Annotated in this window: 18 protein-coding genes; 3 read left to right on the top strand and 15 right to left on the bottom strand. The window is 54.5% G+C overall.

The genetic code is table 11. The features are described 5' to 3' along the window. From BN2591_RS14680 to fkpA, 9 genes are all read right to left on the bottom strand, one after another. Window positions 1–214: GTP-binding protein (locus BN2591_RS14680; protein ID WP_227256966.1), on the bottom strand; the 214-nt coding region annotated here is incomplete at its 3' end. Window positions 215–284: 70 nt separating this feature from the next. Beyond that, window positions 285–2,399 (bottom strand): elongation factor G, encoded by a 2,115-nt coding sequence (fusA, locus tag BN2591_RS14685; protein WP_020455498.1) that lies wholly within the window; start codon window positions 2,397–2,399, stop codon window positions 285–287. A gap of 99 nt (window positions 2,400–2,498) precedes the next feature. After that, window positions 2,499–2,969: a 30S ribosomal protein S7 gene (rpsG, locus tag BN2591_RS14690; RefSeq protein ID WP_007369802.1), complete on the bottom strand. Its 471-nt coding sequence runs from the start codon at window positions 2,967–2,969 to the stop codon at window positions 2,499–2,501. 97 nt (window positions 2,970–3,066) lie between these two features. Beyond that, the gene (gene rpsL, locus BN2591_RS14695) at window positions 3,067–3,441 is read right to left on the bottom strand and encodes a 30S ribosomal protein S12 (RefSeq protein ID WP_003023654.1); all 375 of its coding nucleotides are present in this window, start codon (window positions 3,439–3,441) and stop codon (window positions 3,067–3,069) included. Between the two features lie 124 nt (window positions 3,442–3,565). Then, a complete protein-coding gene (tusB, locus tag BN2591_RS14700; RefSeq protein ID WP_086872640.1) occupies window positions 3,566–3,853 on the bottom strand; it encodes a sulfurtransferase complex subunit TusB in 288 nt (95 codons plus the stop codon). A gap of 7 nt (window positions 3,854–3,860) precedes the next feature. Beyond that, complete coding sequence (gene tusC / locus BN2591_RS14705) at window positions 3,861–4,220, bottom strand: sulfurtransferase complex subunit TusC (RefSeq protein ID WP_086872641.1); 360 nt, start codon at window positions 4,218–4,220, stop codon at window positions 3,861–3,863. Beyond that, window positions 4,220–4,606 (bottom strand): sulfurtransferase complex subunit TusD, encoded by a 387-nt coding sequence (gene tusD / locus BN2591_RS14710; RefSeq protein WP_020455501.1) that lies wholly within the window; start codon window positions 4,604–4,606, stop codon window positions 4,220–4,222. Before tusD ends, tusC begins: the two co-directional genes overlap by 1 nt. Beyond that, window positions 4,606–5,328, bottom strand: coding sequence for a helix-turn-helix transcriptional regulator (locus BN2591_RS14715; RefSeq protein WP_017459895.1), 723 nt, complete (start codon window positions 5,326–5,328; stop codon window positions 4,606–4,608). The genes tusD and BN2591_RS14715 overlap by 1 nt, the downstream gene beginning before the upstream one ends. A gap of 158 nt (window positions 5,329–5,486) precedes the next feature. Further along, window positions 5,487–6,338, bottom strand: a complete 852-nt coding sequence (gene fkpA, locus BN2591_RS14720; protein ID WP_017459894.1) for an FKBP-type peptidyl-prolyl cis-trans isomerase — start codon at window positions 6,336–6,338, stop codon at window positions 5,487–5,489. 237 nt (window positions 6,339–6,575) lie between these two features. On the opposite strand from fkpA, the gene BN2591_RS14725 reads away from it, so the two are divergent. Next, complete coding sequence (locus BN2591_RS14725) at window positions 6,576–6,794, top strand: protein SlyX (RefSeq protein ID WP_086872642.1); 219 nt, start codon at window positions 6,576–6,578, stop codon at window positions 6,792–6,794. A gap of 158 nt (window positions 6,795–6,952) precedes the next feature. Here BN2591_RS14725 and slyD read toward each other — a convergent pair whose 3' ends face one another. The 4 genes from slyD to kefG all read right to left on the bottom strand — a co-directional run bounded on the left by slyD (window position 6,953) and on the right by kefG (window position 10,202). Next, window positions 6,953–7,540, bottom strand: coding sequence for a peptidylprolyl isomerase (gene slyD / locus BN2591_RS14730; protein ID WP_017459892.1), 588 nt, complete (start codon window positions 7,538–7,540; stop codon window positions 6,953–6,955). A gap of 94 nt (window positions 7,541–7,634) precedes the next feature. Continuing rightward, entirely contained in the window at window positions 7,635–7,835 is a 201-nt protein-coding gene (locus BN2591_RS14735) for a YheV family putative zinc ribbon protein (protein WP_017459891.1), read from the bottom strand. Window positions 7,836–7,845: 10 nt separating this feature from the next. Further along, window positions 7,846–9,651 carry a glutathione-regulated potassium-efflux system protein KefB gene (gene kefB, locus BN2591_RS14740; protein ID WP_017459890.1) on the bottom strand — a complete coding sequence of 602 codons (1,806 nt, stop codon included), beginning with the start codon at window positions 9,649–9,651 and terminating at the stop codon, window positions 7,846–7,848. Then, entirely contained in the window at window positions 9,651–10,202 is a 552-nt protein-coding gene (gene kefG / locus BN2591_RS14745; protein ID WP_208616145.1) for a glutathione-regulated potassium-efflux system ancillary protein KefG, read from the bottom strand. Before kefG ends, kefB begins: the two co-directional genes overlap by 1 nt. A gap of 169 nt (window positions 10,203–10,371) precedes the next feature. Between kefG and BN2591_RS14750 the strand changes: the two genes are divergently transcribed. Both BN2591_RS14750 and BN2591_RS14755 read left to right on the top strand, forming a co-directional pair. After that, window positions 10,372–12,276, top strand: a complete 1,905-nt coding sequence (locus BN2591_RS14750; protein WP_086872645.1) for an ABC transporter ATP-binding protein — start codon at window positions 10,372–10,374, stop codon at window positions 12,274–12,276. Window positions 12,277–12,303: 27 nt separating this feature from the next. Then, on the top strand, window positions 12,304–13,248 hold the full coding sequence (locus BN2591_RS14755) for a LysR family transcriptional regulator (RefSeq protein ID WP_086872647.1): 945 nt from the start codon (window positions 12,304–12,306) through the stop codon (window positions 13,246–13,248). Here BN2591_RS14755 and mdcH read toward each other — a convergent pair. Both mdcH and BN2591_RS14765 read right to left on the bottom strand, forming a co-directional pair. Further along, a complete protein-coding gene (gene mdcH / locus BN2591_RS14760) occupies window positions 13,232–14,134 on the bottom strand; it encodes a malonate decarboxylase subunit epsilon (protein WP_086872649.1) in 903 nt (300 codons plus the stop codon). The two genes, BN2591_RS14755 and mdcH, sit on opposite strands and share 17 nt — an antisense overlap. Further along, window positions 14,131–14,751, bottom strand: coding sequence for a malonate decarboxylase holo-ACP synthase (locus tag BN2591_RS14765; protein WP_086872650.1), 621 nt, complete (start codon window positions 14,749–14,751; stop codon window positions 14,131–14,133). The genes mdcH and BN2591_RS14765 overlap by 4 nt, the downstream gene beginning before the upstream one ends. Window position 14,752: the final 1 nt, after the last annotated feature.

Genomic DNA, 14,752 nt, shown 5'->3' on the forward strand with positions numbered 1-14,752 from the left:
TGTCATATTCAACGTGAGATGTGTTGATGGTGATACCACGAGCTTTTTCTTCCGGCGCGTTATCGATCTGGTCGAATGCGCGAGCAGAACCACCGTAGGTTTTTGCCAGAACGGTAGTGATTGCAGCGGTCAGAGTAGTTTTACCATGGTCAACGTGGCCGATAGTACCGACGTTAACGTGCGGTTTTGTACGTTCAAATTTTTCTTTAGACACGGCTTTATTCCTTACTATAGTGCTCTCCCTCTTTGGAGAGAGCACGGGACTTTGGTTTTAACCCTGCGGCTTATTTACCACGGGCTTCAATTACGGCCTGAGCAACGTTGTTCGGCGCATCATCATACTTCAGGAATTCCATAGTATAAGATGCACGACCTTTGGTCAGAGAACGCAGCTGAGTTGCATATCCGAACATTTCAGACAGCGGAACTTCAGCGTGGATCTTAACGCCAGTAACTTCAGATTCCTGACCGCGCAGCATACCGCGACGACGGCTAAGGTCACCGATTACGTCACCGGTGTTCTCTTCCGGAGTCTCTACTTCAACCTTCATGATCGGCTCAAGCAGAACTGGTTTCGCTTTCTTAAAGCCATCTTTAAAGGCAATAGACGCAGCCAGTTTAAACGCCAGTTCAGAGGAGTCAACGTCGTGGTAAGAACCGAAGTGCAGACGCACACCGAGATCAACTACCGGGTAACCCGCCAGCGGACCAGATTTCAGCTGTTCCTGGATACCTTTATCAACGGCCGGGATGTATTCGCCAGGAATTACACCACCTTTGATGTCGTTGATGAACTCGTAACCTTTCGGGTTAGAGCCCGGCTCCAGCGGGTACATGTCGATAACAACATGACCGTACTGACCGCGACCACCAGACTGCTTAGCGTGTTTACCTTCGATATCGGTAACTTTCGCACGAATCGCTTCGCGGTAAGCAACCTGAGGTTTACCAACGTTCGCTTCAACGTTGAATTCACGTTTCATACGGTCAACGATGATGTCAAGGTGCAGCTCACCCATACCGGCGATAATAGTCTGGTTAGATTCTTCATCAGTCCATACGCGGAATGACGGGTCTTCTTTCGCCAGACGGCCCAGAGCCAGACCCATTTTTTCCTGGTCAGCTTTGGTTTTCGGTTCTACCGCGATGGAGATTACCGGTTCCGGGAATTCCATACGTTCCAGAATGATCGGGTGATCCGGGTCACACAGGGTGTCACCTGTAGTCACGTCTTTCAGACCGATAGCAGCAGCGATGTCGCCAGCGCGAACTTCTTTGATCTCTTCACGTTTGTTAGCGTGCATCTGAACGATACGACCGAAACGCTCACGTGCAGCTTTCACGGAGTTCAGGATGGTATCGCCAGAGTTAACCACACCGGAGTACACACGGAAGAAGGTCAGGTTACCAACAAACGGGTCGGTAGCGATTTTGAACGCCAGCGCAGAGAACGGCTCTTCATCACTTGCGTGACGCTCAGCCGGAGTATCTTTACCATCGTCCAGGATACCGTTGATCGCAGGTACGTCAGTCGGGGACGGCAGGTAGTCAACTACCGCATCCAGCATCGCCTGAACACCTTTGTTCTTAAACGCAGAACCACAAGTTACCAGGATGATTTCGTTGTTCAGAACACGCTGACGCAGAGCTTTTTTGATCTCTTCTTCAGTCAGTTCTTCACCACCCAGGTATTTCTCCATCAGCTCTTCAGAAGCTTCAGCAGCGGATTCGATCAGGTTCTGGTGCCATTCGTCAGCCAGGTCCTGCATCTCAGCCGGGATATCTTCGTATTCGAAGGTAACGCCCTGGTCTGCATCGTTCCAGTTGATGGCTTTCATTTTCACCAGGTCAACAACACCGGTGAAACCTTCTTCAGCACCAATTGCCAGCTGCAGCGGAACCGGGTTCGCGCCCAGACGGGTTTTGATCTGACCAACAACTTTCAGGAAGTTAGCGCCCATACGGTCCATTTTGTTAACGAACGCGATGCGCGGAACTTTATATTTGTTTGCCTGACGCCATACGGTTTCAGACTGCGGCTGAACACCACCAACGGCGCAGTAAACCATTACCGCACCGTCAAGAACACGCATGGAACGTTCTACTTCGATGGTGAAGTCAACGTGCCCCGGGGTGTCGATGATGTTTACGCGATGCGGTTCATACTGCTTCGCCATACCAGACCAGAATGCAGTAGTCGCTGCGGAGGTAATGGTGATACCACGCTCCTGCTCCTGCTCCATCCAGTCCATGGTTGCGGCGCCGTCATGAACTTCACCGATTTTGTGGTTTACACCGGTGTAGAACAGAATACGTTCGGTAGTCGTGGTTTTACCGGCGTCGATGTGCGCACTGATACCAATGTTACGGTAGCGTGCGATGGGTGTTGTACGAGCCATTTGATTCCTCGTTTGTCTCTTTAGGCGTTCAGATTTAAGTTGCCAAACGGCGGGCTACTTACTTGAAGCGCCCGCCATGTGACTAAAACTCCGAAGGGATTACCAACGGTAGTGAGCGAACGCCTTGTTGGCTTCGGCCATACGGTGAACGTCTTCACGTTTCTTAACTGCAGTACCTTTGTTGTCTGCAGCATCGGAAAGTTCGTTCGCCAGGCGCAGAGCCATGGATTTATCACCGCGTTTACGAGCAGCTTCAACGATCCAACGCATTGCCAGAGCATTGCGACGAACCGGACGAACTTCAACCGGAACCTGATAAGTAGAACCACCAACGCGGCGAGACTTAACTTCTACAGTCGGGCGCACGTTTTCGAGAGCTACTTCGAAAGCTTCCAGTTCATTTTTACCAGAACGCTGAGCCAGGGTCTCAAGCGCGCTGTATACGATTGCTTCTGCAGTAGATTTTTTACCATCTACCATCAGGATATTGACAAATTTAGCCAGCAGTTCTGATCCGAACTTCGGATCCGGCAGAATTTTACGCTGACCAATAACACGACGACGTGGCATGGAAATACTCCGTTGTTAATTCAGGATTGTCCAAAACTCTAAGAGTTTAGTTTGACATTAAAGTTAAAACAGTTTGGCCTTACTTAACGGAGAACCATTAAGCCTTAGGACGTTTCACGCCGTATTTGGAGCGAGATTGCTTACGGTCTTTAACACCGGAGCAGTCGAGCGCGCCACGTACAGTGTGGTAACGAACACCCGGGAGGTCTTTTACACGACCGCCACGGATCAGGATCACGGAGTGCTCCTGCAGGTTGTGACCTTCACCACCGATGTAGGAAGTCACTTCAAAACCGTTGGTCAAACGAACACGACATACTTTACGCAGTGCGGAGTTCGGTTTTTTCGGGGTGGTAGTATATACGCGAGTACATACGCCACGTTTTTGCGGGCATGCTTCCAGCGCAGGCACGTTGCTTTTTGCAACTTTGCGAGCGCGTGGTTTGCGTACCAGCTGGTTAACTGTTGCCATTAAATAGCTCCTGGTTTTAGCTTTTGCTTCGTAAACACGTAATAAAACGACCTCATATAATATGAGGACGCAGAATTTTATGGCTGTGCTTAAAAGGTGTCAAGAAATATACAGCGATCACACATTACCAATGCATCTGAACAGCGTTTTTCACCGTCAGGCTAACGAAATCAGTATAGCCAACCCTGACGACGCTGCTTGAAATTTGACCACCCAAACCACGGGCATCGATGTCGTCATTCAGCGCGTGCACTGTTATGGGGGCGTTTAGCAATAACTCAACATAACGCCCGTTTTGCAGGGCCGCCGTTACGCCATCTGAAAGCAGCAGCAGATCGTCGCCGGGGCGCAGCAAACGGAGCATCGACGCCATATCACACTGCCAGGGAGAGCGGGACAAGGTATGCAGCATAAATGCCTCAAAAGGTCAGAACGACGGTGTAATTATCCAGCTTTTCGCGTAGCGCGTCCGGCTCCAGGCGCTGAGCCGGCAACACGAATGTTGTCTCCTCGCCTAACCCACGCTCACGCAGCGAAGCCGCACACAGCCAACACTGATCGATGTCATAAAGCGGCAGAACTTTAAACGTCGCGATGTAATCGCGCGCTAATACCGCATCCGGCTGCTGATTGGCCAGCAACTGGAATACACCATCACCAACAAAAAACACGCCGATATCGTCGGTAAACGCAGAAGTCGCCAGCAACGCATCCAGCCCTTCGCGACCCGAAGAGGAGCCATGCGGCGCAGAAGTAAATACAAAGGCGATACGTTTCATCAGAATTGCACCACCCGATCGCAAGAGAGCGCGGCTTCCGCCAGCGCGCCAAGACCGGTCAGTGAAAATCCGGCTTGCAGATTTGCACCAGGCAGCGCCAGCCGCTGTGCTTCGGCATCATCAACAACACCGCGGCGCAGCGCGGCAGCAACGCAGATATGCAACTCGACCTGGTGTTCCTCATGCAGGCGTTGCCAGGCGCGAACCAGGTCAAATTCATCACTGGCGGGTGCCGTGAGCGCGTTCGCATTGCTCACCCCTTCGCGATAAAAAAAGACGCTTGCCAACGTATGTCCGGCATCCAGTAGCGCCTGCGCAAACTGGTACGCGCTGCTGGCCTGTTGCGTACCGTACGCCGGGCCGGTGACCATCAGGGCAAAACGCATTAACGATCCTGTACGGAAAAATCGCCGCTTTTGAACTGGCGGATATAGAGATACACGGTGTGTTTTGAAATATTGAGGCGATCGGCGACCTGGTTGATAGCGTCTTTGATATCGAAAATGCCTTTCTCGTAGAGGTTCAGTACGATCTGGCGATTCTTGGCGTTGTTAGAAACGTTACGATCGGCGTTAACCTCTTCAATGGTGAACTCCAGCGTTTGCATGACCAGATCTTCCACCGAGGAAGCAAAGTTCACCGAAGAGCCAACATCTGGCGTTTCCGGCGGCACAAAGGTGCTCATGATTTGCGAGAACGGCACATCAAGATTCATGTTGATGCACAGCAGACCAATCACGCGGTGATCGCGGTTACGAATAGCGATAGTGACGGACTTCATCAGCACACCGCTTTTCGCGCGCGTGAAGTAGCACTTCGATACGCTACTGTCGGCACCGGTCATATCGTGCAACATGCGCAGAGCGAGATCGGTGATGGGCGAGCCAATTTTACGCCCTGTGTGTTCGCCATTGGCAATACGGATTGCGGAACATTTCAAATCTTGCAGGGAGTGCAAAACGATTTCACAGTGGCTGCCAATGAGCATCGCTAACCCGTCCACCACCGCTTCATAGGATTTGAGGATATCGAAGTCGGTCTGATCGAAAGGACGTTGATCCAGCAAATCAAGCTCACTGGTTTCGTTGGTTAATAGCGACCTGGACATGAAAAAAAACACTCCTTTTCAGGAGCCTGTCGTTATGTTTTCAGGGCAGGCTCAGTATTTATATGGGGATATAAATTAATACATCGTAGGTTAAGCTTTCCAGAATTATATCCCTGCTGCAAAAAAAAACGCCGCCCGAAGGCGGCGCTATTGCAATTTTATTTCTTACTGGTGTCTGCAGCTTTCGCATCAGCGGCTTTATCACCCGCAGCCGGAGCTGCTTCTGGCGCTGCGGCATCTGCTTTCGGTGCGGCTTTGATATCCAGCAACTCGACATCGAAAACCAGCGTGGAGTTAGCCGGAATGCCCGGAACGCCAGTTTTCCCGTAAGCCAGCGCCGGTGGGATAACCAGTTTGATCTTGCCGCCTTTCTTGATGTTTTTCAGGCCTTCGGTCCAGCCAGGGATAACACCGTCAAGACGGAAAGAGAGCGGCTCACCACGGGTATAAGAGTTATCGAACTCTTTACCGTCGATCAGCGTACCTTTGTAGTTCACAACAACCGTGTCGCTGTCTTTCGGTGCATCGCCAGTACCTTCTTTCTCTACTTTGTACAGCAGACCGGTATCGGACGTTTTCACACCTTTCTCTTTAGCGAAGGTGTCACGGAAGGCTTTGCCTTTCGCTTCGTTATCAGCAGCGTCTTTTTCCATGCGATCCTGCGCGGCAGTTTTCACACGTGTTTCAAACGCTTGCAGAGTTTGCTCAATCTCCTGGTCGCTCAGTTTGCTCTTATCGGCAAACGCGTCCTGAACACCGGCGATCAGCTGAGCTTTATCCAGTTTGATGCCCAGTTTTTCCTGCTCTTTCAGCGAGTTTTCCATGTAGCGGCCCAGCGAAGCGCCCAGTGCATAGGCGGATTTCTGGTCGTCATTTTTAAATGCCGCTTTGCTGTCAGCTGCTGCAGCCGGTTCTTTCTTTGCAGCAGCATCGGCAGCGAAAGAGATCGGTGCGTGAAGGGCGACGGCCATCGTGGTCGCCAGCAGCGTGACTTTAAACAGTGATTTCATCCATTTCTCCAGGGGCCGGGGCATCTCGCCCCAGGGTTAAACAAAAAGTAAGAGACGTACTATAAAGCGTTGCGGTGGAAATCAACATAAGGACACCACCTGAATTCACCTGTTTTCTGACTATTTTTGTTTAAATAAGTTTCTGCTTTTCTTTGCCAGAGCTGTACCTGGCGGCAAAGTTCAGTAAAATTCGGCCGTTTAACGAAAATCGGGCCGGACGCAATCCAGAGGTGATGTATGCAAGAGTTAACAACAGAAGCGCGACTGGCAGAACTGGAAAGCCGGTTGGCTTTTCAGGAGATGACCATCGAGGAATTAAACCAGACGGTTGTCGCCCATGAACTGGAAATGGCGAAGCTGCGTGAACATCTGCGGTTAATGGCTGAAAAACTCAAAGCCAGCCAGCCTTCGCACATGGCATCCCCTTCAGAAGAGACGCCGCCGCCCCATTATTGAGGCGTAAAAAAAGCGGGTTTCCCCGCTTATCAATGACGCTATGAATATCGAGTTGCAGGCAGGCGGCAAACTTGAAAATCCCCGGGAGCACAGAAAACTATGCGACTGGGGTTTGAAAAGCGAAGCCAACGCCCCTGCAACGCGAAAGACGACGCGTATTAGTGGCAGCCGCAACCGCCATTACCGCCGCAACCACCTTTCCCGTGGTCATGGCCATGATCGTGACCGTGGCCGCCGCAGCAACCGTCATGATCGTGGTCGTGGTCATGATCGTGACCGTGCGGACCGTGAACGTGGCCATGAGCCAGTTCTTCTTCGGTTGCTTCGCGAATAGCGACAACTTCAACGTTGAACTTCAGGTTCTGGCCAGCCAGCATGTGGTTGCCGTCAACAACAACGTGGTCGTCTTCCACTTCGGTGATTTCTACCGGTACCGGGCCCTGGTCGGTTTCCGCCAGGAAACGCATACCAACCTGCAGCTCGTCAACGCCCATAAAGACGTCTTTCGGTACGCGCTGTACCAGGTTTTCGTCGTACTGACCGTAAGCGTCGTTCGCGCCAACAGCCACATCGAATTTGTCGCCGACTTCGTGACCGTCCAGCGCGTTCTCCAGACCAGAGATCAGGGAACCGTGACCGTGCAGGTAGTCCAGCGGCGCACTCACCGGAGACTCATCAACCAATACACCGTCTTCTGTACGTACCTGATAGGCCAGGCTGACCACCAGGTCTTTTGCTACTTTCATGATATCTCCTGAGCGTGGGAAAATTACTGGCGCAGATTGTAGCGGAATTCTGCACCCGTGTACCCTTTAGCTTAAAAAAAGCTGCCCGATCTCGCTAGTCCGGATGAAAAATCCCAATCACTTGCTCATCTTTGCGAACATGCTCGCGGGCTTCTTTATCCGCTTCACGCATCTGGTGCCCACACTTAACGCACTCAACAATATCGACATTATTCTCACGCCACATTGCCATTGAGTCCTTCGCCTGGCAGGCCGGGCAAACCGCCCCGGCGATAAAACGTTTTCGTACAGCCATTCGATTCCCCTTATTCAAACTCGTCCCAACCATCCAGCTGGCGACGCTCTTGCTGCATTTCACGCTGGAAAATCTCCTCCAGCTCGCGCCGCGCTTCGCGGACACGGGAAATTTGCATCGTATCGGTATGCACCGGCATCAGTTCGCGCAGCATACGCATATCTAAACGTTTAAAGTGCAGTTGCGCACGCTGAGCCTGATGCGGATGCATACCCAGCGAAATAAGCGTCTTGCGCCCTAACTCCAGCGCACTGGAGAACGTCTCGCGGGAAAATTGCGTCACACCGGCCTGCAGCAGTTCATGCGCTTCCACACGCCCGCGAGCACGCGCCAGGATTGCCAGGTTCGGAAAATGCTGCTGGCAAATCTCCACCAGCTTCATCGTATCCAGCGGGTCATTACAGGTGATGACGATCGATTGCGCCGCTTCCGCGCCCGCCGAACGTAGCAACTCCACCTGGGTTGCATCCCCGTAATAGACCTTATAACCATATTTCCGCATCAGATTGACGGCGCTGATATCGCGCTCCAGCACGGTAATGCGCATCTTATTTGCCATTAACAGGCGGCCAATCACCTGACCAAAACGCCCAAATCCCACCACAATAACCTGGGGTTTGTCGTCTTCCACCCATGGGGTTTCATCTTCATCTTCCGGGGTGTTAAAGCGTCGCGAGAGCAGTTTATCCACGCCGCGCATCAGCAGCGGCGTGGTCATCATCGACAACGTGACGGTCACCAGCAGCAGCGCCATTTGATCGTTCTGGAACAAGCGCTGAGAAGACGCCGAAGAAAACAAGACAAACGCGAATTCACCGCCCTGGCTTAACACACCGGCGAACTGCATCCGCTCCGAACTGCGCAAACCGTATATTCGCGCCAGCACGTACAGCACCAGTGATTTCACCGCCACCAGCACCGCCACGCTCAGCACCACCCATAACAGATGGGTATAGAGCACCCCGAGGTTCAGCGCCATGCCAACGGAAATAAAAAACAGCCCCAGCAGCAGCCCCTTAAAAGGCTCGATAGCGATTTCCAGCTCGTGGCGATATTCGCTCTCCGCTAACAGCACGCCGGCGATAAAGGTTCCCAGCGCCATCGATAACCCTAGCGCATCCATAAACAGCGCCGAACCAAGCACCAACAGTAACGTCGCGGCGGTAAACACTTCACGCACGCCGGAACCGGCAATAAAGCGGAACACCGGCCGCAACAAGTAACGCCCGCCGATCAACATGCCCGCGAATGCCAGCACTTTCATGCCAACCTTCATCCAGTCGAGATGCTCGTCGCCATTGCCTGCCAGCAGCGGCACCAGTGCCAGCGCCGGGATCACTGCTAAATCCTGAAACAGCAGCACCGAAAATCCCAGTTGGCCGGATTCGCTGCGGTTCATGCCTTTATCGCGCATCAGTTGCAGCGCCATCGCGGTGGAGGACATCGCCAGACCGATACCGCCAATCACCGCCGCCTGCCAGGAGAATTGCGTCAACATCAGCAGCCCGGCGAGGATCGCCGCACTGAGCAGCACCTGCGCCGCGCCCACGCCAAAAATTGAGCGCCGAAGCTCCCAAAGTTTTCGCGGGTTCAGCTCCAGCCCGATGATAAACATCAGGAACACCACGCCCAGCTCGGAGAAATGGAGGATTTCATCAACATCGCTGATAAACCCCAGCCCCCACGGGCCAATCGCGATACCCGCCAGCAAATAGCCGAGCACCGCGCCAATCCCTAAACGCGCGGCGAGCGGAACGGCGACAACCGCCGCAAAAAGAAACAACACACCGGCCAGTAAGAGCGCGGAACCTTCCATTAACGGCCTCCTGGAGGCAACGGTGACGCCAGCCAGTCACCATAAGCTTTCGCGTGACTCGCCAACTCCTGCGGCTGTTGCCGGCGCGCCCAGTAGACAATAATCGGGCTTAACCAGTGCATACGGCACATGGCGGCAGTCAGCTCAAACGGGCGCAAAATATCATTCATGGAGTAGCGGTTAAGCCCATCGTGGCGATACGCGGCCTCCGGTTCCCCGGTCGTGACCACGCTGCGCCAATACTTTCCCGCGAGTTGGTTCCCGCCAATGCCGCTGGCAAAACCGCGGCTTAACACTCGGTCAAGCCACTCTTTGAGCAGCGCCGGGCAACTGTAGGTATAGAGCGGATGTTGAAACACAATGACGTCATGCTCACGCAGCAACGCCTGTTCATAAGGAATATCGATAAAAAAGTCAGGGTAACGGGCATAAAGATCGTGCACCGTGACATTTTGCAGCTGCGTTGCCGGCTTAAGCAAAACCCGGTTAGCCACCGAGTCCTGTGATTCCGGATGGGCATACAGCAGCAACACTTTCGCTGTCTGCGACATCATTTCCCTCCCGGGCGTCAAACTCTGGCGAGCGGCCTGTGGGCGCTGCCAGAATGATTTTGTCTATCATCTTCATTTTGGGCTACCATTGCGGCCCTGGTGCGTCTTTTGGCCGCACGCTTACATTATCATAATGACAAATTAACATAGTCTGAACATACGGCGCCTTATGATTGTTTTCTCCTCGTTACAAATTCGTCGCGGCGTGCGTGTCCTGCTGGATAACGCCACAGCCACCATTAACCCGGGCCAGAAAGTAGGCCTGGTAGGTAAAAACGGCTGCGGCAAATCAACGCTGCTGTCGCTGTTGAAAAACGAGATTAGCGCCGACGGCGGCAGCTTCACCTATCCCGGCACCTGGCAACTGGCCTGGGTGAACCAGGAAACGCCGGCGCTGAATGAAGCGGCCATAGACTATGTGATCGATGGCGATCGCGAATACCGCAAGCTTGAAGCCGAGCTGAACGCCGCCAACGAACGTAACGATGGGCACGCGATTGCCACCGTGCACGGAAAGCTCGACGCAATTGACGCGTGGACCATTCGCTCGCGCGCCTCCAGCCTGCTGCACGGTCTGGGCTTTAGCAACGAACAGCTAGAGCGCCCGGTCAGCGACTTCTCCGGTGGCTGGCGTATGCGTTTAAACCTCGCGCAGGCGCTGATTTGCCGCTCCGACTTACTGCTGCTTGATGAACCGACCAACCACCTCGATCTCGACGCGGTGATCTGGCTGGAAAAATGGCTGAAAAGCTACCAGGGAACGCTGATCCTGATTTCCCACGACCGCGATTTCCTCGATCCGGTGGTGGACAAAATTTTGCATATTGAGCAGCAAAGCCTGTTCGAATACACCGGCAACTACAGCTCGTTTGAGCGCCAGCGCGCCACGCGCCTTGCCCAGCAGCAGGCCACCTACGAAAGCCAGCAGCAGCGTGTGGCTCATCTGCAAAGCTTTATCGACCGTTTTAAAGCGAAAGCCAGTAAAGCGAAACAGGCGCAAAGCCGTATCAAAATGCTCGAGCGCATGGAATTGATTGCCCCGGCGCATGTTGATAACCCGTTCCACTTCAGCTTCCGCCCGCCGGAAAGCCTGCCCAATCCGCTGTTAAAGATGGAAAAAGTGAGCGCAGGTTACGGCGATCGCACCATTCTTAACGCCATCAAGCTGAATCTGGTGCCGGGTTCGCGAATTGGCCTGCTGGGACGTAATGGCGCGGGGAAATCCACGCTGATTAAATTGCTGGCGGGTGAACTGGCGGCGCAGAGCGGGGAAATCGGGCTGGCGAAAGGTATCAAGCTCGGTTACTTCGCCCAGCATCAACTGGAATTTTTACGCGCTGACGAATCGCCGTTGCAGCACCTGGCGCGCCTGGCACCGCAGGAGCTGGAGCAGAAACTGCGCGATTATCTCGGCGGCTTTGGTTTCCAGGGCGATAAAGTCACAGAAATAACTGAACGCTTCTCCGGCGGCGAAAAAGCGCGTCTGGTGCTGGCGTTGATCGTCTGGCAGCGCCCGAACCTGCTGCTGCTCGATGAACCGACCAACCACCTCGATCTGGATATGCGCCAGGCGCTGACCGAAGCGCTGATTGAGTTTGAAGGCGCGTTAGTGGTCGTCTCGCACGATCGCCACCTGATTCGCTCCACCACCGACGATCTCTACCTGGTGCACGACGGCAAAGTAGAGCCGTTCGAAGGCGATCTGGAAGATTACCAGCAGTGGCTGAGCGACGTGCAAAAACAGGAAAGCCAGCCTGCGGAGTCGGTAAAAGAGAGCGCCAACAGCGCCCAGGCGCGCAAAGATCAGAAGCGCCGGGAAGCGGAGCTGCGCACACAAACTCAGCCGCTGCGCAAAGAGATTGCCCGGCTGGAAAAAGAGATGGAAAAACTCAACGCGCAGCTTGCGCAGGCCGAAGAAAAACTCGGTGACAGCGGGCTTTACGATCAAAGCCGTAAAGCAGAGCTAACCACCTGTTTGCAACAGCAGGCGGCGGCAAAATCGGGCCTTGAAGAGTGCGAAATGGCCTGGCTGGACGCGCACGAGCAACTGGAAGCCATGTTGCAGGGGGAGTAACCGGCAACAACGGCGGCGAGAGAGCTTATGAATCTGGATATCACCAACGACATTACGTTTCGCAAGCTGGCTATCTTTATGGCCTTTATGGAAAAGGGCAATATTGCGCGCGCCGCCGAAGCGCTCAATCTCAGCGGTGTCAGCGTACACCGTGCGCTGCATACGCTGGAAGAGAATGTCCGTTGCCCGCTGTTTGCCCATAAAGGCCGTAATCTCATCCCGCTGCCTGCCGCGTGGACATTGCTGGAGTATTGCCAGGAAGTGACGCAGTTGATGGAGCGCGGGCTGGATGAAGCGCGTAAAACTGCCGGCGTCGGCCAGGGACGGTTGCGTGTCGGCACGCTCTACTCCCTGACGCTGGAAACCGTCCCACGCCTGATAATGGGAATGAAATTACGGCGTCCGGATCTGGAGATGGATCTGACGATGGGTTCAAACGAAACGCTGTTGCAGATGCTTGAGGAAAGCAGACTCGACGCGATTTTGATCTCTATTTCAGAAAGCGAAATCGACCGCAACAACCTCGAAGTCCTGCCGCTGTTTCATGACGACATCTTCCTTGCCGCACCGGCGAGCGCGACGTTAAAAACCGATACGCTCGCCGATCTGCGGGATTACCGCACGCAAAAATTTGTCTCGCTGGCTGAAGGCTTCGCCACTTACGCCGGGTTTCAGGAGGCGTTTCACATTGCCGGGTTTGAGCCGGAAATTGTCACCCGCGTCAATGACATCTTCTCCATGTTAAGCCTGGTGCAGGCGGGCGTCGGATTTACGCTGATGCCGGGAAGAATGAAAAAAGTCTACGAAGGATCCGTGCAGATGTTGCGCCTCGCCGAGCCATATCAAATGCAGCAGTTGATCGCCATTGTCTTTTCCCGCAACCGCGAGCGCGATCCCAACTTGCTGGCGCTGGCGGCGGAAGGCCGCATGTACGCCCGCAGCCTGCAAGAAAACATTACGCCTGCATCCTGAGGCGATTCGCCAGATGCACCGCCACATCCACACCGTTGCGTTCCAGCGAAATGCTTTCGCCGTTCCATGCGGCCTGCCTGGTCAGGCAGGTCAGCACACCGCCCGGCGGCATTTCAATCGCCAGCCGCGCATCACGTTCATTAGCGGCAACCACCGCCTCTTGCCAGCGCACGGTACGCGCCATATTCCACGCCAGATCGTCGGCGATTTTCTCCGGCTGCCATAACACGCGCCCGGTGCTGCCGCTTAAATAAGCGCACTGCGGGCGGCGGAGCGTGACATTCGCAAACGCCTGCGCCAGTTTTGCGGCGGGTTTCTCCAGTAACGCGCAGTGGGAAGGTACGCTGACCGCCAGACGCTGCGCTTTGTTCGCCCCTTTTGCTAATGCCCGTTGCGCCACTTGCGCCATCGCTTCATCGCTACCGGCGATAACAATCTGCGTTTCGGCATTGAGATTAGCGATATACGCCCCGCTACCTTCGATTAACGTTTCGACCGTGGGCAACGTCAGCCCCATAATCGCCGTCAGCCCGTAACCGTGCGGATACGCCTGTTCCATCAAATCACCCCGCAACGCCACCAGCCGCAGCGCATCCTGAAAATCGAGCGCACCAGCAATCACCGCCGCCGGATACGCGCCAATCGACAGGCCGCTGGTGATATCAACATGCACGCCACGCCGCTGTAATTCACGCGCCCAGGCGACACCGGCAATCAACAGCGCCAGTTGTACCGCGCGGGTATGCTTTAGCGATTCGGCGGTATCGAGGGTCTCAATTTCTGTACCCAACACCTCGCGGGCTTCGTCCATTTCACTGCCGGGAAGCGCTTGTAACATTCCCGGGCGTTGTGTCCCCTGCCCCGGAAAAGTAAAGATGATCTTCATGAATCCTCCCTTTGCCAGGGGTCGCTCACCAGACGCGGCCCGTGGTTGGTTTTCAGCATCACTCGCCAGTCGCGTAGCCACTCGGCTAAGGCAAAGCCGCCGTTTGGAGTTTCTACCTGGGTATCCGCCCGGCAAAGCCCGCCGCTAAGCTGCTGTTGCCAGCGGGCCAGATCGCGGGTAGAAAGCGGTTCCGGCGCGCGGATCAGCACGTCGAGATCGCTGGTCGCATGGATAACCGGAATACCGGTCGCCAGCGCATAACCGGTGCTACCGGTAACGCCCCATGTCCACGGCCAGGAAAACTGCGCCAGTTGCAGCGCCAGTTGTACCGGCGGCTGGGAGATAAACGGCGAACGCAGCAGTTCCTGCGGTGCGACCAGCTGTTCGGGTGAGACCACACGGATAACCTGTTCAGGCTTTACCCACCCCGCAGCACGTTGGTCGCGGCGCAGGCCGCGCACGCCAACGGGGATGCGACCGTCTTGTGCAACATCACGCCGCACTACCACCGGCAAACCAGCGTGCCAGTACTCTGCGACCCAGGGTTCGGTTACCCCTTCCAGCGCATCTTGTGCGCGAAGCCAGAGCAGATCGTGCGGGCGTAATGTTGTGGTCATA

Source organism: Kosakonia pseudosacchari (assembly GCF_900184035.1).
GTDB classification, from domain to species: Bacteria; Pseudomonadota; Gammaproteobacteria; order Enterobacterales; family Enterobacteriaceae; genus Kosakonia; species Kosakonia pseudosacchari.

Coding starts and splice junctions, on each gene's coding strand:
- fusA (WP_020455498.1), bottom strand. CDS start 2,399: ATGGCTCGTACAACACCCATCGCACGCTACCGTAACATTGGTATCAGT.
- rpsG (WP_007369802.1), bottom strand. CDS start 2,969: ATGCCACGTCGTCGTGTTATTGGTCAGCGTAAAATTCTGCCGGATCCG.
- rpsL (WP_003023654.1), bottom strand. CDS start 3,441: ATGGCAACAGTTAACCAGCTGGTACGCAAACCACGCGCTCGCAAAGTT.
- tusB (WP_086872640.1), bottom strand. CDS start 3,853: ATGCTGCATACCTTGTCCCGCTCTCCCTGGCAGTGTGATATGGCGTCG.
- tusC (WP_086872641.1), bottom strand. CDS start 4,220: ATGAAACGTATCGCCTTTGTATTTACTTCTGCGCCGCATGGCTCCTCT.
- tusD (WP_020455501.1), bottom strand. CDS start 4,606: ATGCGTTTTGCCCTGATGGTCACCGGCCCGGCGTACGGTACGCAACAG.
- BN2591_RS14715 (WP_017459895.1), bottom strand. CDS start 5,328: ATGTCCAGGTCGCTATTAACCAACGAAACCAGTGAGCTTGATTTGCTG.
- fkpA (WP_017459894.1), bottom strand. CDS start 6,338: ATGAAATCACTGTTTAAAGTCACGCTGCTGGCGACCACGATGGCCGTC.
- BN2591_RS14725 (WP_086872642.1), top strand. CDS start 6,576: ATGCAAGAGTTAACAACAGAAGCGCGACTGGCAGAACTGGAAAGCCGG.
- slyD (WP_017459892.1), bottom strand. CDS start 7,540: ATGAAAGTAGCAAAAGACCTGGTGGTCAGCCTGGCCTATCAGGTACGT.
- BN2591_RS14735 (WP_017459891.1), bottom strand. CDS start 7,835: ATGGCTGTACGAAAACGTTTTATCGCCGGGGCGGTTTGCCCGGCCTGC.
- kefB (WP_017459890.1), bottom strand. CDS start 9,651: ATGGAAGGTTCCGCGCTCTTACTGGCCGGTGTGTTGTTTCTTTTTGCG.
- kefG (WP_208616145.1), bottom strand. CDS start 10,202: ATGTCGCAGACAGCGAAAGTGTTGCTGCTGTATGCCCATCCGGAATCA.
- BN2591_RS14750 (WP_086872645.1), top strand. CDS start 10,372: ATGATTGTTTTCTCCTCGTTACAAATTCGTCGCGGCGTGCGTGTCCTG.
- BN2591_RS14755 (WP_086872647.1), top strand. CDS start 12,304: ATGAATCTGGATATCACCAACGACATTACGTTTCGCAAGCTGGCTATC.
- mdcH (WP_086872649.1), bottom strand. CDS start 14,134: ATGAAGATCATCTTTACTTTTCCGGGGCAGGGGACACAACGCCCGGGA.
- BN2591_RS14765 (WP_086872650.1), bottom strand. CDS start 14,751: ATGACCACAACATTACGCCCGCACGATCTGCTCTGGCTTCGCGCACAA.